Source organism: Providencia sp. PROV197, assembly GCF_028479625.1.
Lineage (GTDB): Bacteria > Pseudomonadota > Gammaproteobacteria > Enterobacterales > Enterobacteriaceae > Providencia > Providencia vermicola.
This window is the reverse complement of record NZ_JAMPNZ010000021.1, coordinates 150,428-172,561: the sequence shown is the minus strand read 5'-3', so window position 1 is coordinate 172,561 and position 22,134 is coordinate 150,428. Positions and strand designations below refer to the sequence as shown.

The 22,134-nt window shown below is 37.5% G+C and carries 24 protein-coding genes, 1 tRNA gene and 2 pseudogenes; 13 read left to right on the top strand and 14 right to left on the bottom strand.

The features are described 5' to 3' along the window. Positions 1-90: 90 nt before the first annotated feature. Positions 91-924, top strand: a complete 834-nt coding sequence (cobB, locus tag PR808_RS12995; protein WP_206086627.1) for a Sir2 family NAD+-dependent deacetylase — start codon at positions 91-93, stop codon at positions 922-924. A 49-nt stretch (positions 925-973) separates the two neighbouring features. Here cobB and PR808_RS12990 read toward each other — a convergent pair whose 3' ends face one another. Continuing rightward, positions 974-1,684 carry an SDR family oxidoreductase gene (locus PR808_RS12990; RefSeq protein ID WP_272539437.1) on the bottom strand — a complete coding sequence of 237 codons (711 nt, stop codon included), beginning with the start codon at positions 1,682-1,684 and terminating at the stop codon, positions 974-976. A 390-nt stretch (positions 1,685-2,074) separates the two neighbouring features. Here PR808_RS12990 and pepT point away from each other — a divergent pair, with 390 nt between their 5' ends. Continuing rightward, positions 2,075-3,310: a peptidase T gene (gene pepT / locus PR808_RS12985; protein WP_206086399.1), complete on the top strand. Its 1,236-nt coding sequence runs from the start codon at positions 2,075-2,077 to the stop codon at positions 3,308-3,310. A gap of 53 nt (positions 3,311-3,363) precedes the next feature. On the opposite strand, the gene PR808_RS12980 is transcribed toward pepT, so the two are convergent. The 10 genes from PR808_RS12980 to PR808_RS12935 all read right to left on the bottom strand — a co-directional run bounded on the left by PR808_RS12980 (position 3,364) and on the right by PR808_RS12935 (position 13,203). Then, a complete protein-coding gene (locus PR808_RS12980; RefSeq protein WP_206086400.1) occupies positions 3,364-3,963 on the bottom strand; it encodes a LysE family translocator in 600 nt (199 codons plus the stop codon). A 344-nt stretch (positions 3,964-4,307) separates the two neighbouring features. Then, positions 4,308-5,432, bottom strand: coding sequence for a ribosomal protein uL16 3-hydroxylase (locus tag PR808_RS12975; protein ID WP_206086401.1), 1,125 nt, complete (start codon positions 5,430-5,432; stop codon positions 4,308-4,310). Positions 5,433-5,686: 254 nt separating this feature from the next. After that, complete coding sequence (gene phoQ / locus PR808_RS12970; RefSeq protein ID WP_206086402.1) at positions 5,687-7,144, bottom strand: two-component system sensor histidine kinase PhoQ; 1,458 nt, start codon at positions 7,142-7,144, stop codon at positions 5,687-5,689. 1 nt (position 7,145) lies between these two features. Beyond that, complete coding sequence (gene phoP / locus PR808_RS12965) at positions 7,146-7,820, bottom strand: two-component system response regulator PhoP (protein ID WP_206086403.1); 675 nt, start codon at positions 7,818-7,820, stop codon at positions 7,146-7,148. A 243-nt stretch (positions 7,821-8,063) separates the two neighbouring features. Then, entirely contained in the window at positions 8,064-9,434 is a 1,371-nt protein-coding gene (gene purB, locus PR808_RS12960; protein WP_206086404.1) for an adenylosuccinate lyase, read from the bottom strand. A 17-nt stretch (positions 9,435-9,451) separates the two neighbouring features. Then, entirely contained in the window at positions 9,452-10,078 is a 627-nt protein-coding gene (gene hflD, locus PR808_RS12955) for a high frequency lysogenization protein HflD (protein ID WP_206086405.1), read from the bottom strand. A gap of 2 nt (positions 10,079-10,080) precedes the next feature. Then, positions 10,081-11,184, bottom strand: coding sequence for a tRNA 2-thiouridine(34) synthase MnmA (mnmA, locus tag PR808_RS12950; protein ID WP_272539446.1), 1,104 nt, complete (start codon positions 11,182-11,184; stop codon positions 10,081-10,083). A 135-nt stretch (positions 11,185-11,319) separates the two neighbouring features. Beyond that, positions 11,320-11,769 (bottom strand): NUDIX domain-containing protein, encoded by a 450-nt coding sequence (locus PR808_RS12945; protein ID WP_272539445.1) that lies wholly within the window; start codon positions 11,767-11,769, stop codon positions 11,320-11,322. After that, positions 11,762-12,418, bottom strand: a complete 657-nt coding sequence (gene rluE / locus PR808_RS12940; protein WP_206086406.1) for a 23S rRNA pseudouridine(2457) synthase RluE — start codon at positions 12,416-12,418, stop codon at positions 11,762-11,764. Before rluE ends, PR808_RS12945 begins: the two co-directional genes overlap by 8 nt. Before the next feature lie 131 nt (positions 12,419-12,549). Next, complete coding sequence (locus PR808_RS12935; RefSeq protein WP_206086407.1) at positions 12,550-13,203, bottom strand: hypothetical protein; 654 nt, start codon at positions 13,201-13,203, stop codon at positions 12,550-12,552. Positions 13,204-13,734: 531 nt separating this feature from the next. On the opposite strand from PR808_RS12935, the gene icd reads away from it, so the two are divergent. The 11 genes and pseudogenes from icd (at position 13,735) to PR808_RS12880 (ending at position 19,957) form a co-directional block, all read left to right on the top strand. Continuing rightward, on the top strand, positions 13,735-14,988 hold the full coding sequence (gene icd / locus PR808_RS12930; RefSeq protein ID WP_272539436.1) for an NADP-dependent isocitrate dehydrogenase: 1,254 nt from the start codon (positions 13,735-13,737) through the stop codon (positions 14,986-14,988). Positions 14,989-16,398: 1,410 nt separating this feature from the next. After that, positions 16,399-16,605, top strand: a complete 207-nt coding sequence (locus tag PR808_RS12925) for a hypothetical protein (protein WP_206086409.1) — start codon at positions 16,399-16,401, stop codon at positions 16,603-16,605. Positions 16,606-16,985: 380 nt separating this feature from the next. Next, complete coding sequence (gene cspE / locus PR808_RS12920; RefSeq protein ID WP_123381878.1) at positions 16,986-17,198, top strand: transcription antiterminator/RNA stability regulator CspE; 213 nt, start codon at positions 16,986-16,988, stop codon at positions 17,196-17,198. Beyond that, positions 17,195-17,317: pseudogene (ymcF, locus tag PR808_RS12915) on the top strand (cold shock small protein YmcF); the annotation flags it as partial. The gene cspE and the pseudogene ymcF, both read left to right, overlap by 4 nt. Positions 17,318-17,529: 212 nt before the next feature. Beyond that, a complete protein-coding gene (locus tag PR808_RS12910; RefSeq protein WP_180312531.1) occupies positions 17,530-17,685 on the top strand; it encodes a hypothetical protein in 156 nt (51 codons plus the stop codon). Between the two features lie 368 nt (positions 17,686-18,053). Next, positions 18,054-18,131: transfer RNA gene (locus tag PR808_RS12905), tRNA-OTHER, on the top strand. A 60-nt stretch (positions 18,132-18,191) separates the two neighbouring features. Then, positions 18,192-18,602 carry a phosphate-starvation-inducible protein PsiE gene (gene psiE / locus PR808_RS12900; RefSeq protein WP_206086410.1) on the top strand — a complete coding sequence of 137 codons (411 nt, stop codon included), beginning with the start codon at positions 18,192-18,194 and terminating at the stop codon, positions 18,600-18,602. 300 nt (positions 18,603-18,902) lie between these two features. Continuing rightward, positions 18,903-19,097, top strand: a complete 195-nt coding sequence (locus tag PR808_RS12895) for a hypothetical protein (protein WP_117162315.1) — start codon at positions 18,903-18,905, stop codon at positions 19,095-19,097. 76 nt (positions 19,098-19,173) lie between these two features. Continuing rightward, positions 19,174-19,380 (top strand): hypothetical protein, encoded by a 207-nt coding sequence (locus PR808_RS12890; protein WP_206086411.1) that lies wholly within the window; start codon positions 19,174-19,176, stop codon positions 19,378-19,380. A 182-nt stretch (positions 19,381-19,562) separates the two neighbouring features. Further along, a pseudogene (locus PR808_RS12885) lies at positions 19,563-19,643 on the top strand (hypothetical protein); the annotation flags it as partial. Between the two features lie 23 nt (positions 19,644-19,666). Further along, a complete protein-coding gene (locus PR808_RS12880) occupies positions 19,667-19,957 on the top strand; it encodes a GNAT family N-acetyltransferase (RefSeq protein WP_272539435.1) in 291 nt (96 codons plus the stop codon). Between the two features lie 224 nt (positions 19,958-20,181). On the opposite strand, the gene PR808_RS12875 is transcribed toward PR808_RS12880, so the two are convergent. The 3 genes from PR808_RS12875 to PR808_RS12865 all read right to left on the bottom strand — a co-directional run bounded on the left by PR808_RS12875 (position 20,182) and on the right by PR808_RS12865 (position 22,119). Then, positions 20,182-20,631, bottom strand: coding sequence for a GNAT family N-acetyltransferase (locus tag PR808_RS12875; RefSeq protein ID WP_206086413.1), 450 nt, complete (start codon positions 20,629-20,631; stop codon positions 20,182-20,184). Between the two features lie 90 nt (positions 20,632-20,721). After that, positions 20,722-21,699, bottom strand: a complete 978-nt coding sequence (gene aes, locus PR808_RS12870; RefSeq protein ID WP_206086414.1) for an acetyl esterase — start codon at positions 21,697-21,699, stop codon at positions 20,722-20,724. Between the two features lie 201 nt (positions 21,700-21,900). Beyond that, positions 21,901-22,119 (bottom strand): helix-turn-helix domain-containing protein, encoded by a 219-nt coding sequence (locus PR808_RS12865; RefSeq protein WP_206086415.1) that lies wholly within the window; start codon positions 22,117-22,119, stop codon positions 21,901-21,903. Positions 22,120-22,134: the final 15 nt, after the last annotated feature.

Sequence of the window (22,134 nt, the reverse complement as noted above, 5' to 3'; positions counted from 1 at the left end):
GAAAAGTGGTGTATTAACAGCGATAGAGAACAAATTTAATTATCTGAGTTGTTATACATTGGTTGCTTGAATGAAGGGAAGCTTTCGATGTTGCGATATCGTCATAGATTAAAAAAAGCTCGTAAAAATAAATGTGTACGCCGCCAGCGACTTCGCAACCGGTCTTTTTATATAGATAACAGACTAAATGATATGAAAAAAGTGAACATTGTTGTATTAACTGGTGCAGGTATTTCGGCTGAGTCAGGTATTCAAACATTCCGCTCTGCGGATGGATTATGGGAAGAACACCGTGTTGAAGATGTTGCGACACCTGAAGGTTTCGAAAGGGATCCTCAATTAGTGCAACGTTTTTATAATGAAAGGCGTAAACAACTTCAGCAGGACAATATCAAACCCAATGCGGCACATTTTGCGTTAGCGCAACTGGAAGAGTTGTTAGGTGACCATTTTTTGTTGATCACACAAAATATTGATAATTTACATGAAAGAGCGGGAAGTAAACGCATAGTCCATATGCATGGTGAATTATTAAAAGTACGTTGTAATTGGTCCAATCAAGTATTGGAGTGGAAAGGGGATTTAACGGTAGAAGACCGTTGCCATTGTTGCCAATTTCCTCAACCATTGCGACCGCATATTGTATGGTTTGGTGAAATGCCTATTGGTATGGATTATATTTATCAGTCCCTTGAAAACGCGACAATTTTTATTTCTATTGGGACATCTGGACATGTATACCCAGCAGCAGGTTTCGTCCATGAAGCAAAATTGCATGGTGCTCATACTGTTGAGCTTAACTTAGAGCCAAGCCAAGTCGAAAGTGAATTCGATGAAAAACATTACGGTTTGGCAAGTCAGGTGGTGGTGGAGTATATAAACCAGTTGATAATGGAATTACAGGTTAAAGACATCGCGCAGTAAGCATTAAGGGAAACGAAGTTTCCCTTTTCAGATTTTTTATAAAAATCAGTTAAACATTTTCATCCATCATGGCTGGCATAGTGATTTCTTTTACGCATGTTGCATTGCTGGTGCTGAGTATAAACCGCACAGCACTAACCACATCCTGTAGGGGGATCAGTTGACCTCCACTTTGTTCAATAACATCATCTACAGGCAAAGACAGCGGATATTCAGTTGCTAAATAGCCTAAATTCAGTATTGAAATAGCAATTTTGTCTTCCCTTAAAGTTTCCCTTAATGACTGAATAATACCCCTTAATGCATATTTAGTGGCAGAAAAGGTAACCTCTTTGCCTTTATGGTTATCTAATCCCCAGGTTGAGCCAATTAAAATAATTTTGCTATTTTTTGCTAAACGTAAGTTAGGTAATAATGCTTTCAAATTGAGCAAGCAAGCACTGATATTGGTTTGGATCATATTCAGTATTTCAATATCATCGCTTGTTTCAAATTGATATTTATCACTAAAGGCTAACTTCTCCCAGATACCAACATTATAAATTAAGGTATTAATAGGTTGTTGCTTAATGGTGTTTTTAATTATGTTAGCGGACTGGTTATCACTTAAATCTGCTTGGATCCAATAAAAGTTGCTCTGCTCGAATGGCGGTTTTGAGCGTGAAACGCCATAAATAACATCATTAGGACCAGGTACACCCTCAACAAGTGCTTTACCTAATCCTTTGCTAACACCATAAATTAAACAAGTATTTGACATAATATCCTTAATTACCCTGAAACAAATTAATGTTGTTTATTTGCTAAATGATAAGCAAATAATTATTTACCTTGTATAGCACAGTTGTTTAAAAAAATAACTGGCTAATAATGCAGTTGTTGGTTAATAGTTAACTTAATTTGACGCTTTAGGTAAGAAAAAATAACTGATTACCGACGAGATAATACACATTGAGTATTATCTTTATTATTTATGGGTTCTTTTGTGGGCAAAATGCAAACAGGTATATAAAATAAAATGCGTGAATTAAATATAATTTACGCATTATGCTAAAAAAGCACCAGCAATAACCGCAAAGCTGATTTGAAACAATAATTGAATCTGTGATCTTTCCCATAATATAGCTATTGATATTTTAGGGGGATGGGTATGGACAAACTCTTGGAGCGGTTTTTTGAATATACTGCTTTTGATACACAATCAAAACTGAATGCAAAAACAGTACCTAGTAGCACAGGCCAGCTAAAATTTGCCCGAGCACTAGCTAAAGAACTGAATGAATTAGGATTTGATCAGGTGACGTTAACCGATCAAGGTTGCTTAATGGCCTTTTTGCCATCGAACGTTGATTGGGATGTTCCTACCATTGGTTTTATTTCTCATTTAGACACAGCGCCTGATTTTTCGGGTAAAAATGTTTGCCCACAAGTTTTAGAAAACTATCGAGGTGGTGATATTGCGCTAGGTATTGGTGACGAAGTCTTATCGCCAGTCATGTTCCCTGTATTACATGAAATGATTGGCAAAACACTGATAATGACTGACGGTAAAACATTATTAGGTGCGGATGATAAGGCGGGGATCGCTGAAATTATCACGGCTCTGGTACGTTTAAAGGGCAATAAAATCCCACATGGGAAAATATGCTTAGCATTTACCCCTGATGAGGAAATTGGCCGTGGTGCCCGTCATATTGATTTTAAGCAGTTTGATGCATTGTGGGCTTACACCGTTGATGGCGGTGGTGTAGGGGAATTAGAGTATGAAAATTTCAATGCGGCAAACGTAGGTATCAAAATTGTTGGCAATAATACTCATCCTGGTAATGCAAAAGGGGTAATGGTAAATGCGCTCAATTTAGCTAACCGCATTCATTCCATGTTACCTGCGGATGAAGTGCCTGAAAATACAGATGGTTACGAAGGGTTTTACCACCTCACATCTATGAAGGGGACGGTAGAAAAGGCCGAACTAAACTATATTATTCGTGATTTTGATCTCGCCAGTTTTGAAGCGAGAAAGAAAAATATTATTCGTATTGCTGAAAAGGTTGGAGAAAACCTTCACCCAAGTTGCTATATTGAGCTGACATTAGATGACACTTACTACAACATGCAAAGAGAGGTGATGAAATATCCCCATGTTGTTGAGTTAGCAAAACAGGCCATGATTGATTGTGGTATTGAACCTGTTGTTCAGCCAATTCGTGGCGGAACGGACGGCGCTCAGCTTTCTCATCGTGGTTTACCTTGTCCAAATATTTTCACTGGGGGATATAACTTCCATAGTAAACATGAGTTTATCACCCAAGAGGGCATGGAACAGGCGGTAGACGTTATTATGCGAATCGCTGAATTAACAGCAATTCATGCTCGTCAGCCATAAACTATTTATCTAAGGAAGCACACTCAAAATTTATTAGAGTGTGCTTCACGGATTTATTGAAATAATACAGAAATACCACTCAGTGCCAAAAGTATCCCCATCACTAAGTTAAATCTTCTTAATATGCGAGGTTGCGATAATCGTTCACGTAATTGATGACCAAACAAAGCCCAAATCGCAACGCAAGGCCAATTTATCAAGGCGAAGACCACAGCGACTAACAATATTGAAAAATAGGGTTCCACAGTGTTGGTATACATTGCCATACCTCCAACTGCCATGATCCAAGCTTTTGGGTTTATCCATTGAAAAAGCGCAGCTTCTATGAAAGTTAATGGTTTATTTTTTTTATTATTCGCTTTGGTCATAGCGTGACTAATTGCTGTTTTCCATGCTAACCAAAGCAAATAGATAATACCGAGATATTTCAAAATGGCGTATAGCAACGGTGAAGATTGAATGATGGTCCCCATACCTAAGCCGACAGCGAGTAACATAATAAAAAAGCCACATGAAACGCCAATGCTATGGGGAACAGTACGTTTAAATCCAAAATTAACACCTGAAGTGAGTAACATGACGTTATTGGGGCCAGGGGTGATTGATGTAGCAAACGAAAATATCGATAAAGCTAAAAAAACTTCTATATTCATGATGTTGTATGCTAGCGTGAAATATATAAATTAAGTTTATATTGCAAGTCTGCAAAGGTAGTTGGTTGTTAATTTAAAGTATTTTAGAAATGAATTTTGAAAATGCTTTATCTATGGATGCCATTTTTGGTGGTAATAGGCTAAATAATGACGATTTATTAGTGATAAAATAGACAATAAAGCCCATTAAATAGAGGTAAGTAAAGAAAAGTGGTTCTATGACTGGTTTTTTCCAGCAGAGAGAGCGTATTTTTTGAAGTAATATTTCTTATTTATAGAATTACAAGCCCATCATTTTAGGATGAGCTTGTATATTATTTAGATGTTATTTTTAATAAAGCGAATTAGTCGTCAAAATACCAATAACCATTATTCACTAAGGCTGTCATAAGAGCGATAAAATTGACATCATCAATAGCTTCGCCCAGAGTTTGGCTATTAACGGAATCATAACGACATAAGCTGTCTGCAGCTTCATAGCAAGTGGTTTCTAAACATTCACCATTTACGAAGAATTGATCGCCGACACGTAATGCTCTAAGACCGTTAAGTTTATATAAAGTCTCTTGCTGTGTTTTTAGCAAATCATAGATTTCATCGTGTTCGTAAGGCGGTTCTGGTGGTGCAATATCTAATTCATGGCGTGATTGAGAAATAAACTCACCTAGCCACTGACGAAACAAATCAGGGTCGTTAATCAGTGATTCCATCATTTCACGCAGTTTGATTTGCTCACCTTGTAAAATCTCAGCAGGGTTATCACGGAACGATAAATCAGGATCACTATAACGATAACTGCCTAAATCATTAGAAATTAAATGGTCAGCAAAGCTGCTCATCAGTTCGCGTGTATTCGGTGCTCGGAAACCAACAGAGTAGTTTAATGAGGGCTCAATAGCATAGCCTTCATGTGGGAATCCAGGTGGGATATATAGGATATCACCTGGCTCCATTTCTTCATCAATGATAGCGTCAAAAGGCTGCACTTGCAGAAGGTCAGGGTGAGGACAATGTTGTTTCATTGGGATTTTTTCCCCAACACGCCAACGACGACGGCCTTCTCCTTGAATGATAAATACGTCGTATTGATCAAGATGAGGGCCAACACCGCCACCAGGTACGGAATAAGAAATCATCAAGTCATCCATACGCCAGTCGGATAAGACACGAAATGGCTTCATTAAGGCGGCACTTGGATGATGCCAATGATCCACAGCTTGCACTAAAATAGACCAATTTTCCTCACCGAGGTGATCATAACTTTCAAATGGGCCATGGCCGACTTGCCAAACTCCCTCTTTATGGCTGACTAAACGGCTATCAACCTCATCTTCCATCGCTAAACCAGCAAGTTCGTCTGGTGAGATAGGATCAATAAAACGCGCAAACCCTTTTTTGATAAGCAGTGGGCGCTTCTGCCAGTGACTGTCGAGAAAACTCTGCCAGTCAAGATTGAGTGTATAGTCCATCTTATTGTCCCTAGGAGCTGTTGAGCTTTCCTGATAACTTTTACAATGTCTAGATTAATATGGCTGTTCTAGTCTTAATAACCTAAGTAAGGCTTATTTTACTCTATCGATCTTATCTTAAATAAGTGGGAACTGTGTGATGATTTTGATTGAAAAAGCATTATCAAAATATAACAGCTCCGCGAAAAAAACCTCTTAAATAGTATACCTGAAATGGTTTGTAAAGTAGGGAATAAACGGATTCACATCACATATTAACTATCTTCAATCATAGATTGCTGCCGAAATGTGACGGCTAATCGTGCCCCACCGAGAGGGCTATCACAAATGGTGATTTCCCCATCATATTGATCAATGATATCCACTGCGATAGACAAGCCTAATCCTTGGCCTGGTCGAAGTGTATCTGCACGTTGCCCACGAACGAAAATGAGGCTACGTTTGCTTTCAGGAACACCTGGGCCATCATCGTCCACAATTAATGTTAGGCTGTCTTGTTCAACAATGGCGGTCACTTCAACAAACTCCAAACAATATTTGCAGGCGTTCTCCATAATATTACCCATCACTTCCATAAAATCATTAGGTTGACCTAACCAAGTTACTTCAGGGGAAATATCGACGGTAATAGAAACGCCTTTGTGTTGATAAACTTTGTGTAATGCGCTTGCTAAGCTATCTAATATTGATGGAACAGATGAAATTTCTCTGAGCATCAGGTTTTCATCACCTTGTGTCGACGCACGATGCAAATAATAACCGACTTGTTGTGAAATTCGGCCAATTTGTTCCAGCATGATGGGCTCAGCTTGGTCGATGTTCATTTGTTTACCTGAACGAAGTAAGCGCAACGTGGATTGTAAAACAGCAAGTGGTGTTTTCAAGCTATGGGTTAAATCAGACAAAGTGGTGCGGTATTTGCTATAGCGTTTTCGTTCGTTAGTTAACAAAATATTCAAATTACGCACTAATCCTCTGAGCTCAGAAGGCGGGTTTTCATCTAGGGTATCCCTTTCGCCTTTTTCAAGACTACTTAGCTGAGAAACTAAGGACTTGATGGGACGCAAGCTCCAATAGGCGGCGAGCCACAGTAAAGGAATGACTAAAATTAAGTTAGCGAGCAATACATAACCAAACCATTCCCATACTAGCCCTGTATTTTGTAAATCTTGTGGCAATGTATCGACAACAACAATAGTTAAAGGAGGCAGGTTCTCTCCAGCGGCATATTGGTTAACTGAAACGGAGTGAGTGAGCGGCTCATCATCACTTTCTATTTTATCCAACTTGTTGTTGTATTCTGGATTGTCATCAAGGAGTTGGCGGGTTTCACGAATATCGGTATCAATTTCGTATAAACCTTCTTTTTTTAACCAATCATTGCGGATCAAGCGCTCAACACTAGGTACATCACGCTGGCGCCATAATACTTGCCCTTGTTCATCGTAAATAATGATTAATGTAGGGTTATTTAACGTGAAATTTGGAGGAACACGAATATCAATTTTATCGTTTTGCCACTGAGCCAGACTATAAATTAGGTTACTTTGGCTCCGTAGTAGGGTGTAGGTGGTTTTATCGAAACTGATTAAATAACCAAGTATGGCCACGATGCCATAGGACAGTGTTAACGCAAGGATAACAGCAGACGTTGCGCACAAAAATCGAGCACGTAACGAAAGCGGTTTAACTTTAAATTTGCTTAGCCACATGTTAGCCATTCACATCAAAACGGTAGCCTTGGCCACGAACCGTCACGATAACTTCATCACTATGAAATTGTTGAATTTTCTTTCTCAATCTTCCCATTAAAACATCAATGGTATGGCTTTCTCTAAGCTCTGCGTCTGGATAAAGTTGGCGCATTAATGAATCTTTGCTAACAACCTTACCATTATTGCGTAATAAGGTTTCAATAATGGTATATTCAAAAGCTGTTAGTTTAACGGCTTCACCATTTACAGTGAATTCTTTACGAGACAGGTCGATAACAAAGTTATTCAACTCCAATACTTGAGAGGCTAACCCGCTGTTTCTGCGCATTAGTGCTTGCATGCGAGCGACAAGCTCTTCTAATTGAAAAGGTTTGGTGACGTAGTCATCTGCTCCGCTATTTAATGCTTGGACTTTTTCTTGCCAACTTTCGCGGGCGGTCAGTACTAGGAGGGGGATATTTACATGATTACTGCGCCAACGTTTGATCATTGATAGGCCATCTTCATCGGGTAAGCCTAAATCGACAACGGCGATGTCTGGGCAGCTTTCATGCAAAAAATAGTCAGCTTCTTTTGCGTCTTCAGCTGAATCAACCTGATGACCCAGTTCTTTAAGTTGAACTGTTAAGTGATGACGAAGTAACGCATTGTCTTCGACGATAAGAATACGCATCTGAAACCCTCATAGTAAAAAATTAAAGTGCCTACCGAGATAATCATGAATCATGCACTAGAAACGTCATGGTAAAAAGAGATCTCAGCCACGACAAGGGATTAAGTAAATATAAGTCAAACAAAGCAAAAAAAAAGCGGTTTTTTTCGAGTGATTAGGCTGTTTTGGGGAATTTATGGTTAATATAGAAATAGAGCTAATAAAAAAGGCGGCACATTGGCCGCCTGAATAAATCAACTAAGATTATTTCAGTTCATCAATAAAAGTGACAGCGTAACCAATGTAGTTAGCGGGTGTCATTGCTTTTAAGCGCACTTTTTCATGCTCAGGTAACTCTAAACCATCAATAAACTGTTTCATGCCTTCAGCGGTAACACGCTTACCACGCGTTAATTCTTTCAGTTTTTCATACGGTTTTTCGATACCATAGCGACGCATAACAGTTTGGATAGGCTCCGCTAACACTTCCCAATTTTGGTCTAACTCGTCCAGTAAGTGCTGTTCGTTAACTTCCAGCTTGTTTAAGCCTTTCATAGTAGATTGATAGGCAATTAAGGCATAACCTAAGCCTACACCCAAGTTACGTAGTACAGTTGAATCCGTTAAGTCACGTTGCCAGCGGGAAACAGGCAGTTTGCTCGCTAAATGACCTAAAACAGCATTTGCTAAACCCAAGTTACCTTCGGAGTTTTCGAAGTCGATAGGGTTAACTTTGTGTGGCATGGTAGAAGAGCCGATTTCGCCAGCGATAGTTTTTTGTTTAAAGTGATTTAATGCGACATATCCCCAAATATCACGGTCGAAATCTAACACAATTGTGTTAAAACGTGCGACGCAATCAAAGAGTTCAGCAATGTAATCATGTGGTTCAATTTGCGTAGTGAATGGGTTCCACTGAATGCCTAATGAAGTCACAAACGTTTCGCTAAATTCGTGCCAGTTCACTTCAGGGTAAGCAACCATATGCGCATTATAGTTACCTACTGCGCCGTTAATTTTACCTAAAATTTCAACATGTTGTAGTTGACGGAATTGACGTTCTAAACGGTAAGCAACGTTGGCAAACTCTTTACCAATGGTTGATGGCGTAGCAGGTTGACCGTGAGTCCGAGAGAGCAATGGCAGGTCGCGGTATTCATGCGCCATTGCTTTTATTTTATCAATAATTTGACGCCATTGAGGTAAAAGCACCTCTTCACGTGCTGTTTTGAGCATCAATGCATGAGAAAGGTTATTGATATCTTCTGATGTACATGCAAAGTGAATGAATTCAGAAACCGAATGCAGGGCAGGAATATGTTCTACTTTTTCTTTGAGAAAATACTCAACGGCTTTAACATCGTGGTTGGTTGTGCGTTCAATTTCTTTAATCCGCATTGCGTCTTTTTCGCAGAAGTTCGCAACAATTTCATCTAAGTAAGCGATTGCGTCAGCATCAAATGAAGGAACTTCTTTGATTTGAGCGGTTGCAGCCAGTTTTTGCAGCCAGCGAACTTCAACTTGCACGCGAAATTTCAGTAAGCCAAACTCACTAAAAATAGTGCGTAAAGCGCTGACTTTATCACCGTAACGGCCGTCAATCGGGGATACAGCGGTCAGTGAGGATAATTCCATTGGTAGCAACTCCAGATTTAAAGGTGAGACAAAATTTCTTTCGCCTGATTTGCCAGACGATTGCGAGAAAACATAAGTTGGATGCGACTTCCACCCACTTGCTGCCAAAGTACTGCGGAACGAATACCCGCCAGCAAAATTGCGCGAACTTTAGCCTGAACTAAGGTGTTTTTCAGAATGTCAGGGGAACCCGTTACTTGAATGCGTGGGCCAGCAGGGCTGACGACATCAACATAGATTCCTGCTAATGCATTAAACACACCTTCAGAAAGAGGTTCAAAATAGCTCGCTTGGCGCTCGAATTGCTCAATACGTTGCCCAAGCTTATTCATCGCTTCATCGTCTTTATTTAGACGACGCTCAAGGGCCATCATGCTCAGCATATAACGCGTCATCTCGGCGGATAAACCACTGTTACCACCTGTTAGCATGCCTAACATTGCACCTAAACCTGTTTTGAGATTTGCAGGGGCATTACCATACACATCTAATGTGGAGCTTGGGTTCATGTTGGTCAGGCTATTGACCATTGTTTCGGCATCGCTATCAAGGCATGTGCCTTCGTGGGCCAGCTTTTGAACCATAGCACCTGCTTGGCAGATCCCCGCTAAGGCAAGCGTAATGTCGTAATAATTTTTCGCCACAACTACTCCTGAATACGCGCTTCAATAATGCCGCCACCAAGGCAGACTTCGTCAATATAGAACACGGCAGATTGCCCTGGGGTGACAGCAGCAACTGGGTAATCAAATGTGACTTCGATTCGCTCTGCATCAATAGGCGTAATTGTACAAGGGATATCCCCTTGACGGTAACGCGTTTTGACCACACAGCGCAATGGTTGGGTTAGCGTTTTTCTATCAACCCAGTGTAATTGCTGCGCAATCAAGCCGATAGACATCAACCGTGGATGCTCATGGCCTTGTGCAACAATTAATATATTGTTTTCAACATCTTTATCGACAACATACCAAGGTTCTTCTGAACCTTCTTTCGTTCCACCGATACCTAAGCCCTTGCGTTGGCCTAATGTGTGATACATCAGGCCTTCATGTTGACCAATTGTTTCACCATCAACCGTGACAATCGGACCTGGTTGAGCAGGAAGGTAACGACCGAGGAAGTCGCGGAATTTACGTTCACCAATAAAGCAAATGCCCGTTGAGTCTTTTTTCTTTGCGGTGATTAAACCGATTTCTTCAGCAATACGGCGGACTTCAGGCTTTTCAAGCTCACCGACAGGGAACAGGCTTTTTGCCACTTGTTCATGGCTGAGTGTATACAGGAAATAGCTTTGGTCTTTATTACCATCTAAACCACGGAGTAACTGGCTTTTTCCGTTGACATCACGGCGGCGTACATAGTGGCCTGTTGCAATATAATCTGCCCCTAAATCTTCAGCAGCAAATTCTAAGAAGGCTTTAAATTTGATTTCTTTGTTACACAGGATATCAGGGTTTGGCGTGCGGCCCGCTTTGTATTCGGTTAAAAAATGTTCGAACACATTGTCCCAATACTCTGCGGCAAAGTTGATGGTGTGTAACTCGATGCCGAGTTTGTCACACACAGCTTGCGCATCAGCAAGGTCAGTTGCAGCGGAGCAATATTCCGTATCGTCATCTTCTTCCCAGTTCTTCATAAACAGGCCAGCCACCTGATATCCTTGCTGCTGCAGCAAATAGGCGGATACGGATGAGTCAACACCACCGGACATACCGACGATGACTTTTTTCTGGCTGTTATCTGACATGGTACTGTTATTTGACATGGAAATAGTCTCACGGCGGAAAAATCAAGCCCCATACTTTAGCATGTTGACCCCTTGTTGCACCAGCGTTAGAGAGAATATTATTGCTTGGTGACAATTTCACCAAGCAAAGGGGGATTATTGATAGTGGGAGCCATAAGCTGAAAGAATATCTAGTGGATAATTATTTCCAGTTTGAAAGCAACGCAAGCTTTCAGCGACTAAAGGGGAACGTAAGCAGTCACTTTCTAAAATGTCTTGCGCGTCGACCCAGTGACAACAGGCGATATCGCTATCTTGCGGGTGGGTTTCACAAATAGCATCAAGTTCGACAGCAAATAAAAAACGAATAAATTGAGTGCTGTCAGGTGCAATCCATTGATGGATTTGAATTAATTGAGTTGGCGTCGCTTGTATGCCAGTTTCTTCAAGTAACTCACGTTCAGCAGCTTGCAAGAGAGTTTCGTTAGCCTCTAAGTGGCCTGCGGGTTGGTTCCAAGTGGGTTTATCATTAATCCACTCTTCGACGACTAGAAATTTGCCTTCAGCATGCACAATTGTTGCGACAGTGACATTGGGTTTAAACAACATTGACCTCCATCCATTCACCTACTGATAAATCCCCTAAATTAAATTCACCCATTTGATAGCGAATTAAGCGCAGCGTTGGGAATCCGATATTTGCCGTCATACGACGCACTTGTCGATTACGGCCTTCGTATAATGTAATTTTAAGCCAACTTGTTGGAATATTTCTGCGTTCTCTAATTGGCGGATTGCGGGGCCACAACCATTTAGGTTCTTCGACTAACTCAATCCCTGCGGGAAGCGTAGGGCCATCATTTAACGTCAGCCCTTGGCGAAATCGTACCAATGCACTTTCATCAGGGATCCCCTCTACTTGAGCATAGTATATTTTCCCTGTTTTTTTCTGGGGTTGTGTTAAACGCGCTTGTAATTTTCCATCGTTAGTTAGAATTAACAAGCCTTCACTGTCTCTATCAAGGCGACCCGCGGCATAAACATCCGTAATAGGAATATAGTTTTTTAGGGTGTCGCGGCCTTGTTCATCGGTAAATTGTGGCAGTACATCAAAGGGTTTGTTGAACAGAATAACTTTGCGTACTTTAGCGGGTTGGCGACTAGCTGAAATTGCTAAATGCTTGGTGGATTTGGCGTGTTTTTGTTTTATAGGGGATGAGCCAAATTTAGCCCGTTTCTTAGGGGGTATATTCATTTGTCGTTAGCCAGATAGTAGTGCCAGTAAAAAGGTACGTCTGAAAGTATAATGGAAATCAACGAAAAAAAATATTCTTAGGGGGTAGGGAAATATGAGTCACAAAGCGTTATGACTCATATTTTAATTAATTATTCGCTGATCTCATCAATGAACTCACTAAATATATCGAATATCCGCTCAATGAGACCTAAGCAAATTGTATATTCTTGATGACTAAAAGGAATAGTATCAATAAGTTCAACTTCACTACCCATGGTATGACCGCTTTCACGACTTAAATGAAGATCACCACAATAAACTAACGCATTAGGGGAATGTTGTGCAATTTCATTTAAATAAGTAAAAAATACACGACCTGTGGCTTCTATTGATTCAATGATGACTAATCGAATTTTTGCAGGCTGGTTTGATAACATTTCAATGAGTTGGTAAGTGAGTTTACGATTGGCTTCCATTTGTGGTGACCACAGCCACGCTAGAGTATCTGTTATAGGTTGTGGCTTATTCATTTTCAATGTGCATAAATCACTGAGATACCATGGCCAATGATTTTCATCTTCAAGTGCGTGTGTATTAACAGCTGCCTCTAACGTATTTTGTGGAAAAGTAAAAGGCAAAATAAATTTATTTAAATCACCAAAGCTCATAATAAAAAAAGCTATTTTAGGCAGAAACTCTAAAGATTCAGCTGTAGGGCGCTGCGGGTCGATGGGTTTTAAGAAAAAAGGGTGTTGAGCATATTCATTTTTCTTTTTTTGAATAAAAATAGAAAGTTTTTTCATATAATCACCTTTTTATGAGTTGGTTATTAATGATTTTATATTCATTTTATATTTGCCTATATTGCGATATTTATTAGTGGGAGTTATTTCTTAGCTTATTCGTGCTCTTTATTTGCTCACCTTCACTAGAGATTAAAAACATTAAAATCATAAAATTAATAAATTGAGGATTTGTTAATTAAAGTTATTGTTTATTAAAGGAAAAAATAACAAACAACTCAATTTATGTGAGCAGTTCGAATGTTTATTAATGTTATTCCAGATAAAATTAATGTGAATTGAGTTTCAAAGTCGTCAAGGCAGTGTTATTAGGTTTCGATGATTTGTAGGGTATGAGTGAGTTATCTTTTTCAGTAATGATATGATTTTATAAGGAATTATTCTGTTTTTATTCACGTGTTAGTGCGTTTAATGCGATCCATACTAAAGCTTAGGTGAGTAATCATTGGCGTTCGACGCAGATTGAAGTAGTATTGACACGTCTCTTACAAAAAATTAACAAGCAAAATACGCAAGTGAAAGGAGAGGTTAATGGAAAGCAAAGTAGTAGTTCCGGCAGAAGGCGCTAAAATTACCATTGATGCAAAAGGCAAACTAAACGTTCCGAACAACCCAATTATCCCTTATATCGAAGGTGACGGCATTGGTGTTGATGTCACTCCAGCAATGTTAAAAGTGGTTGATGCGGCAGTTAAAAAAGCTTACAACGGTGAGCGCAAAATTTCTTGGATGGAAATTTACACTGGCGAAAAATCTACACAAATTTATGGTAAAGATGTTTGGTTACCAGAAGAAACTCTCGATTTAATCCGTGATTACCGCGTTTCAATTAAAGGTCCTTTAACAACTCCAGTTGGTGGTGGTATTCGTTCTTTGAACGTTGCACTACGTCAACAACTTGACCTGTACATCTGCTTACGTCCAGTACGTTACTACAAAGGCACACCAAGCCCAGTTAAACAGCCCGAACTGACCGATATGGTTATTTTCCGTGAAAACTCGGAGGATATTTACGCAGGGATTGAGTGGAAAGCAGGTTGCGCAGAAGCTGACAAAGTCATTAAATTCCTGCAAGATGAAATGGGTGTGACAAAAATCCGTTTCCCACAAGATTGTGGTATCGGTATCAAACCATGTTCAGAAGAAGGAACAAAGCGTTTAGTTCGCGCGGCAATTGAATATGCAATTGATAATGGTCGTGATTCAGTGACTTTAGTTCATAAAGGCAACATTATGAAATTCACTGAAGGTGCGTTTAAAGATTGGGGTTACCAATTAGCACAAGAAGAATTCGGCGGCGAATTATTAGATGGCGGCCCATGGGTTAAAATTAAAAACCCTAAAACAGGCAAAGATATCATCGTTAAAGATGTGATTGCAGATGCATTCTTACAACAAATCCTGCTGCGTCCTGCGGAATATGATGTTATAGCGTGTATGAACTTAAACGGTGACTACATTTCTGATGCATTAGCAGCACAAGTTGGTGGTATCGGTATTGCGCCAGGCGCTAACATTGGTTCTGAGTGCGCATTATTCGAAGCAACTCACGGTACTGCACCTAAATATGCAGGTCAGGACAAAGTAAACCCTGGTTCTATCATCCTTTCTGCTGAAATGATGCTGCGCCATATGGGCTGGACTGAAGCGGCTGACCTAATCGTTAAAGGTATGGAAGGCGCAATCGCGGCTAAGACTGTAACTTACGATTTCGAACGTCAGTTAGAAGGCGCTAAATTACTGAAATGTAGCGAATTCGGCGATGCAATGATCGCACACATGTAATTTATTACGTGTTGTGATTAAGAACGGGAACTTAATAGTTCCCGTTTTTTATTGTCACATTTGAAACGGTTATCAAAAAGTTATCAAAACGAATTATCAAAATCTTCTCAAAAAACTAAGCAAAAATAGAGAAAAAACATTTTTTTATTTTTCTTTTATTGGTTTTAACTATATGTGTTGGACTTGCTTACTATTGTGATGAAAATAATTATATTATAGGAAATATTGTTCCAGAATTAATAGGTGTATGTGTAGAGTTATTAATTTTTATAATTCTTTATGAAAAGATGGGGAAAAGCATCTTTAAAGAATAAAAAAGACCCCTATGTTAGATAGGGATCTAAACGTTCTAGGTTTACTGATGTTTTATTATGTATTGTCGAGTAGACAGGTCGTGCATGCTCGCTGTAAGTATTAGCTTATTAAGTGAGCCATTTAAATCTACGCCTTTGTTTAAATAATAGCCAGTTAATATTTGTAAATGTATAACCTTATCGATTAGTCTTCGATGGTTGTTTTTGTATGGAGTGTAACTATATGATCTTTAGTGAGCTAGATACAAGGCGATAACATATTGCAGAAAATGTATTGTTTATAGGATAGATTTATACAGGAGATCGTATTTTTTAGGCACACATCATGCACATGAACCTTTGAGAAATTTTAGTTTAAACAGTATGTTGATAAATATCTAATTAGGTTTTGAATTTAAATAAAATTAACAGTCTAAGATACGTTGCATATCGCAAAAACAAAGTGTTGGTAAATATAATGTACGCCAAGAATTTTTTTCTATAAAGTTACTCCATCCTAAATATGCTATGACATGGTTAGGAATTATGGTTTTCTTTCTGATTAAAAGACCCATAATTGTTTTTTATTTATATTAAATATTAGTTACGATGAATAAAAAAGTAGTAAGAATAAAACAGTTAACTTACGATATTTAATCTTTTTATTATGGTAATAGTGAGCTAAATCAATTAGATAATTACTTCAATTAAATCACTCTGCGATGAAAGTTGGTATTCAGAGGTTATTAACCAAGTAAAAGTATAGGTAATGTGTTATAGTGGTTTAAATCATTATACCCCATTGCCATAAAAAGCAAACCTTGCATTCGCAAGTTTTTATCTAATAAATAGATGTGGTATCCAAAGGAATTGTTTCCTAAGGAATTACCTATGAATTTATCTGCATTATATCATCGGATTTTATCACTTACAGAAAATGTGCTAATTATAACGGTATTACTTCTGGCTACATTTGCACTTGTATATTGGATGTAAAATTATTCCACAGTTAGCTAAAACTAAATGAGTAATGAGTTTTAACAACGCTGAGATTCGAGGGCTAATTTATGGTGGAAAAACATTGGTATAGCACCTTTGAAAAATAAAGGAGAGATAAATGAATTATTATATTCAGACTATAGTTGAACCACAGGGTGGTTATAAAATACATAAGCTTGGATGCAAGAATATGCCTATGGCTTCAAATAGATTTTACCTTGGTAACTTTTTTAATGCTATGCAAGCTATTGAAGCTGCTAAAAAATCACACTATAAGATTGTTAAGATATGCTCTGATTGCATAAAAAATAGCATGAAACACTAAATTATAAGTAATAAAATTAAAAATTGTAGATTTTTTACATTTATTCTAGTGAAACAGGTGTTAACTCAGAGAAAAAGTCGTTATTTTCAAAGTAATTACTTTTTAAGATTTGTATTGAAAAGGAATTCGTTAAATAATCATTTATCTTAAAGTGGAGTGAAAAATAAAACTTGCTATAGTCGGGGGGGTGTGGCTTAATGCCCTTACTGTTTTGGAAGTACAAACCTATTTATGTTAGTCAGTTTCAAGTTGTTCACCATTTAGCGTTATCCCTGATATCACTTCATCGCGAATTCCTTCTAATTAATTCCCATAAGTAAAAATTAAAAACAAACTCTATTATGCCTTATGGCAAATATTAAATAATTAAAGGAATTTCTATGTCTAATATATTAACTGGTTCAGTAAAATGGTTTAACGACGATAAAGGCTTCGGTTTTATTACTCCAGCAGATGGTAGTAAAGATGTATTTGTCCATTTTTCTGCTATTCAGAGCGATGACTTTAAATCGTTAATTGAAGGCCAACAAGTCTCATTTACCATCGAGAATGGAATGAAAGGCCCAGCAGCTGGAAACGTGGTGGCACTATAAAAATTTATTTGTATTTTAAATGTCCTTGCTGTAGTGGATCCCAGTATAGAACTTCACAGTTTGATGTTTCGGCCAATAATCCACATGGTGCAAAATGTATTTTTTGTAAAAGCGTCATGAAAGCTCAAGTTAGCTGATAAATAATTTGATTCACATTTAAACCTCTTTTTAAAGAGGTTTTATCGCATTAATCGTATTTATTTAAGCTGACGTGGTATGCTTGTTTGATAATTATACCCCATTGCTATGAGTAGCAAATCTTGCCTCCGCAAGCTTTTATCTAAAAAATAGATGTGGTATCCAAGGGGATCACTTTCCTAAGGAAACACGAATGAAAAAGCAAACATTTTATAGTCGAGTTCTAAGTATCTATAAAAAAATCCTCATTGTGGCTGTACTAATTATCGTCGTTCTTGGTGTCATTTATTTGTTCGATAGTTCATCATGGAGCCAGCTCGGTGGTGGATACATTTTCCCTAAAAACTAACACCAATCGAGTGTAATAGCTTTTCTAAAGTGTTATGTTGTTGTGAATAAAGATCCTATTAATCAGTGTATGCTCTATGTCATGTTTTAAAGCGAGTAGCATTCTTAATTCAGTTCTTATAGTAATTAATTGAAAAATTACAATTCTCTGAGTGTTAGCAATTTAAAGTATCTCATTACCATAACTCTTGCATTTAAAAAATATTATCTGAAAGGTAAGTGAGATTTCTAAGGTATTATTTATGAAATGGTCATATCTTTATCAAAGTATTTTGAATTTTTCACAAAACATGCTTGTTGTTTTTGTACTGATTATCATATTTATTCTAATTATCGCATATATTATAAACTTAGCTAAATAAATTTATTCCACCATTAGCTCAATTGGAAGAGTATTTAGTCCTGACAAAACTAAAAGTCGAGGTTCGAGGCCTCGATGGTGGTCCATTTAAATATTTAATGATGCTATATTTTTAATGAGAAAGGTTAAACTCCTGAGGAGTTACCATGTCAGGGCTAAGTCAATCAAAATTAATATGTAGAGTGTTACAGTGGATTAGCAGTGCTGCGCTGATTTTACTTGCTATTATATTAATTTCTTTTTTAGTAAAAGAAACTATTGTTTTATCGAAACTACTATTTTCCGCTAGTGATTCCATTTCGATTTATTTGCTGGTCGATGAGCTTATTATATATTTTCTATATTTTGAATTTGTCGCGCTGATTATCAAGTACTTTCAGTCAAATTACCATTTCCCATTACAATATTTTATTTATATTGCAATTACAGCTGTAATTCGGCTTATTATAGTTGAACATAAGGACCCTCAGCTGTTTATTATTTACTCTGTTTCAATACTAATACTTATTATTGCCCTGTACATTGCTAATGCTGATAGACTGAAACCCAAAGAATAAAATTTGTAATAAGATGGCTATTTTTATCTTAAAAAATATTTAACTAGTTATAGTTTATTTAGCATTATTTTAGTTAACAGCGTAAAAATTAAATTTCTTTTATAAATATAATGCGGTAGCAAGAATAATTTTTCGGTGTGGAAATATATAATTTGTTATAAATTATGTTCTATAAGGAATTTTTATTATTCTTTAGGTGGTATTTGTTATCAAAGGCTAACTTCATAGTGGTAACGCATTTAAAACAAACGAAATTCGATAATAATTGTCTAAGCTTCATACAATAAAGAGGTGTGAGTTATGGCTGATAGCCGAACAAGTGAAATAATGATTGAAATCGGATATGCAACCGTCAAGTTGTTGTTTGGAAATATGATGGTATTTAAGTCGACACTAGTGAACGAGTTAACCGAAAGGATGGTGGCATCAGGAGATGATGAATATAAAAAACTTTTGAATGAGTCCATTGAGTTTTTGCATAGAAATGTTGGTTAGATTGAAAACTATACAAATCTTATCTGGGTATTATTTCAACAAGGTGTTAGTGTTGAGTGAATACACAGAGGTGATTATGGACACAGATAAAGACGTAATTTATATGCGGATATGCCAAGTAGTTGGCAGGGCTGTTATGTTGCTAAATGAGTCAAAGCATAACATCACAGGAGAGCGCATATCTGCAATTTTGAAGGAGCAGAGAGAAGGTGAGCAAGAAAAACACATGATTGCTATATATGCGATAGCAATTGATTTAATGGAGTCTAGGCGTTGGGGGTAGGTTTTAATCAATAACTAGTATTAAGCGCAATAATAATATCTTATATTTTAATAAATAGTGGCTATCAAAACTAAATTAATTGTTTATGTTATCAAGGACTTAAAAAATATGTTTTTACCATACTAAAGACAATAAATCATTAATAATAATAAATATCAGTTAGTTATAAACTATTAGGCTATGTATTGCTGCGCCATATGGGTTGGACTGAAGCTGCTGACTTAATCGTTAAAGGTATGGAAGGCGCAATCGCGGCTAAGACTAGTTGATGGTATTAACGGGTTTAATGATAGTTCAAGAAAGCTGTGAGCTAGTGGCTGAAGCTGGTTACATGATAGCGTGTGAGTTCTCAGGTAAGTCTTTGGCTACTGATTCATTGGCCGCCTTATTGGCACTCCCTGAATTATCCGCCATTTCACGGTATCAAGCTGTGGTTACGGATGGAAACAAGGCATCAGTTAGCGTTCTAGAAAAAATGGGTTTATCCTTACAGACGTTATTAAAGATAACTACACTATTGGAGGAGTTATCTTTGATGACTGTATTTATACATTGGAAAGATGAATTACGACAGTAAAAAGCCTTCAGTAATTAGTCGTCCAATTAGTGGGATCACAACACTAATGCGGCCTTTATTCGTCTATAGCTACCGGATATCACTCTCACAGATTAATTACTTTAATGGTTGTGTGTTTACCTATTAACTTAATAAATAGGAATACCTTGCAGGAGGGCGATATGCATATATTGAGATAATGGCTACTGCTGCAGAGGTTTTTTTCTCTAGATTAAGGGGAAAATTCATCGCTCTTTTTTAAGGTAAATTAACGCGAGCATATCTTCATTATTTTTATCCATACCGACCTCGCTGAAACCAAATGAGGAATAAAAATTTTTGGCGACAGGGTTGTTTGGGTTATAACATATTTCAATCTCTATGATTGATTGTGTTTGTTTTATCTCTGTAAGCGCGAGGCTAAGCGCTTGTCTACCTATTCCTTTATTTTGGTGATGTTGGTCAATCATAAACCGCCAAATTGATATTCTTATTGGGCTTTCTTGTACCCACATAAAGAAACCAACTGGGTCATCATCACAGTAAATAGCTCTTACGGTATAATTTTCATTATAAGCGGCTTCAACCAGTGACCAAGTGTTTGAAGCAACATATTTTTCTTGCTCATCAGATACATCTAAAAGACAAATGGATTCATAGTTTTCTTTTGTAACCGCTTTTAGGCTAATTAGCATAATAACCTCTGTTTTGCTCTGTAAGATAATTTTACTTGTAAGTATTAATCAAATAAAACAATACAGAAAATTGAATGACAGAATTTAGCTCTAGAGGCTATTTTCAGAGGTAAGTCTTTTAAAATACTCAGCACCATCTCTAATTGCTTCATCAGCAATATTCATCATACGGCTATAATGTAAAAAAGCATGTAATGTACCTGGGTACATCTTATATTTGCAGGATATCTTATTGTTTTTTAATGTATTGAATAATGCGATGCTATCATCTAAAAGTGGGTCAAATTCCGCACTGGCAATAAAGCAAGGTGGAATATGATGAGTTAAATCGTTATTGAATAAACAGTAGTAAGGTGCTTCGCGACTTCCTGACTCACCAAGATAGGCGCTGTCATACCCTTCAAGGTCTTTCTGTGTTAATCCATCCCACTCACCGCCATAAAGTCGACGGCTCACTGAATCTTGTAAACCATAAAGTCCGTACCAAAGTAAATTAGCTTTAATTTCATGATTTACAATATTATTATCACGAAGCCAAAGTGTTGTCGCTAATGATAACATTGCGCCAGCGGAATCCCCCGCAAAGCCTGTCTGATCCATGTTAATATTATACTTCTCGGCATTATGGGCATAAAACTGATATGCCATAGATATTTCCTCAATTGCTTGGGGGTAACGGGCTTCGGGTGATAAAGAATAGTCTACACCAATGATGGTACAGCCAGTATATAGCGCTAGTAACCGCATTATTCTGTCATGGGTATCAAGATTACCTAAAATAAACCCACCACCATGGATATAAAATAATGTCGCAGGTGTAGTTATTGTAGGCTGAAATATGCGTGTAAGGATACAACCATAAGGCGTTTGAATGTTAATATCATGAGTTGATTGCATGATGGGGGCATCTGCATTCCAATACTTTCTATCTTCATTATAAGCTTCACGTAATGATATTAAATCAGTACTTTGCGGTGAGCTAGATGTGTTTTTTGAGTAATAATCAATGACTTTATTCATTTCTGCCGAAATGAGTTTAAGAACGTTTACTTTGTTATTAGGGTTCATTTTTTCTCCTACTTTTAGGCTGTACATTGTAGAAGACATAAAATGCGAAGTTGTGACCTCGTTATCCAATATTAAAAGACATGTTTTTTTATTGCATATTGATATATTTTCACAAAATAGGAGGAGAAGAGCTATTAGTGGGTTTACTATTGAAGGTCAGAGGTTTTAATAAACCTCTGACGCTTAAATGCTATAAGTTAGCTATTCTAAATAAACGTTAACTAACTGGCTGATATCGATATTTAAAATTTTAGCGATATAAAATAAATGGTCTGCATAAATGGATTTTTCACCATTTTCATAAGACAGATAAAAATCTGTTGATATGTCTAATAAATTTGCCATTTTTTCAATTGAAATATGGTTAGTTATTCTGTTTTTTTGTATGTATAGGCCAAGATTTTTATTGTTTTTTAACATTTATATGTTCTGATT

Bases quoted from the DNA above. Each gene is read 5' to 3' on its own strand.
- PR808_RS12990 (WP_272539437.1), bottom strand. From the start codon at position 1,684: ATGTCAAATACTTGTTTAATTTATGGTGTTAGCAAAGGATTAGGTAAA.
- pepT (WP_206086399.1), top strand. From the start codon at position 2,075: ATGGACAAACTCTTGGAGCGGTTTTTTGAATATACTGCTTTTGATACA.
- PR808_RS12980 (WP_206086400.1), bottom strand. From the start codon at position 3,963: ATGAATATAGAAGTTTTTTTAGCTTTATCGATATTTTCGTTTGCTACA.
- PR808_RS12975 (WP_206086401.1), bottom strand. From the start codon at position 5,432: ATGGACTATACACTCAATCTTGACTGGCAGAGTTTTCTCGACAGTCAC.
- phoQ (WP_206086402.1), bottom strand. From the start codon at position 7,144: ATGTGGCTAAGCAAATTTAAAGTTAAACCGCTTTCGTTACGTGCTCGA.
- phoP (WP_206086403.1), bottom strand. From the start codon at position 7,820: ATGCGTATTCTTATCGTCGAAGACAATGCGTTACTTCGTCATCACTTA.
- purB (WP_206086404.1), bottom strand. From the start codon at position 9,434: ATGGAATTATCCTCACTGACCGCTGTATCCCCGATTGACGGCCGTTAC.
- mnmA (WP_272539446.1), bottom strand. From the start codon at position 11,184: ATGTCAGATAACAGCCAGAAAAAAGTCATCGTCGGTATGTCCGGTGGT.
- rluE (WP_206086406.1), bottom strand. From the start codon at position 12,418: ATGAATATACCCCCTAAGAAACGGGCTAAATTTGGCTCATCCCCTATA.
- PR808_RS12935 (WP_206086407.1), bottom strand. From the start codon at position 13,203: ATGAAAAAACTTTCTATTTTTATTCAAAAAAAGAAAAATGAATATGCT.
- icd (WP_272539436.1), top strand. From the start codon at position 13,735: ATGGAAAGCAAAGTAGTAGTTCCGGCAGAAGGCGCTAAAATTACCATT.
- PR808_RS12925 (WP_206086409.1), top strand. From the start codon at position 16,399: ATGAATTATTATATTCAGACTATAGTTGAACCACAGGGTGGTTATAAA.
- cspE (WP_123381878.1), top strand. From the start codon at position 16,986: ATGTCTAATATATTAACTGGTTCAGTAAAATGGTTTAACGACGATAAA.
- PR808_RS12910 (WP_180312531.1), top strand. From the start codon at position 17,530: ATGAAAAAGCAAACATTTTATAGTCGAGTTCTAAGTATCTATAAAAAA.
- psiE (WP_206086410.1), top strand. From the start codon at position 18,192: ATGTCAGGGCTAAGTCAATCAAAATTAATATGTAGAGTGTTACAGTGG.
- PR808_RS12895 (WP_117162315.1), top strand. From the start codon at position 18,903: ATGGCTGATAGCCGAACAAGTGAAATAATGATTGAAATCGGATATGCA.
- PR808_RS12890 (WP_206086411.1), top strand. From the start codon at position 19,174: ATGGACACAGATAAAGACGTAATTTATATGCGGATATGCCAAGTAGTT.
- PR808_RS12880 (WP_272539435.1), top strand. From the start codon at position 19,667: ATGATAGTTCAAGAAAGCTGTGAGCTAGTGGCTGAAGCTGGTTACATG.
- PR808_RS12875 (WP_206086413.1), bottom strand. From the start codon at position 20,631: ATGCTAATTAGCCTAAAAGCGGTTACAAAAGAAAACTATGAATCCATT.
- aes (WP_206086414.1), bottom strand. From the start codon at position 21,699: ATGAACCCTAATAACAAAGTAAACGTTCTTAAACTCATTTCGGCAGAA.
- PR808_RS12865 (WP_206086415.1), bottom strand. From the start codon at position 22,119: ATGTTAAAAAACAATAAAAATCTTGGCCTATACATACAAAAAAACAGA.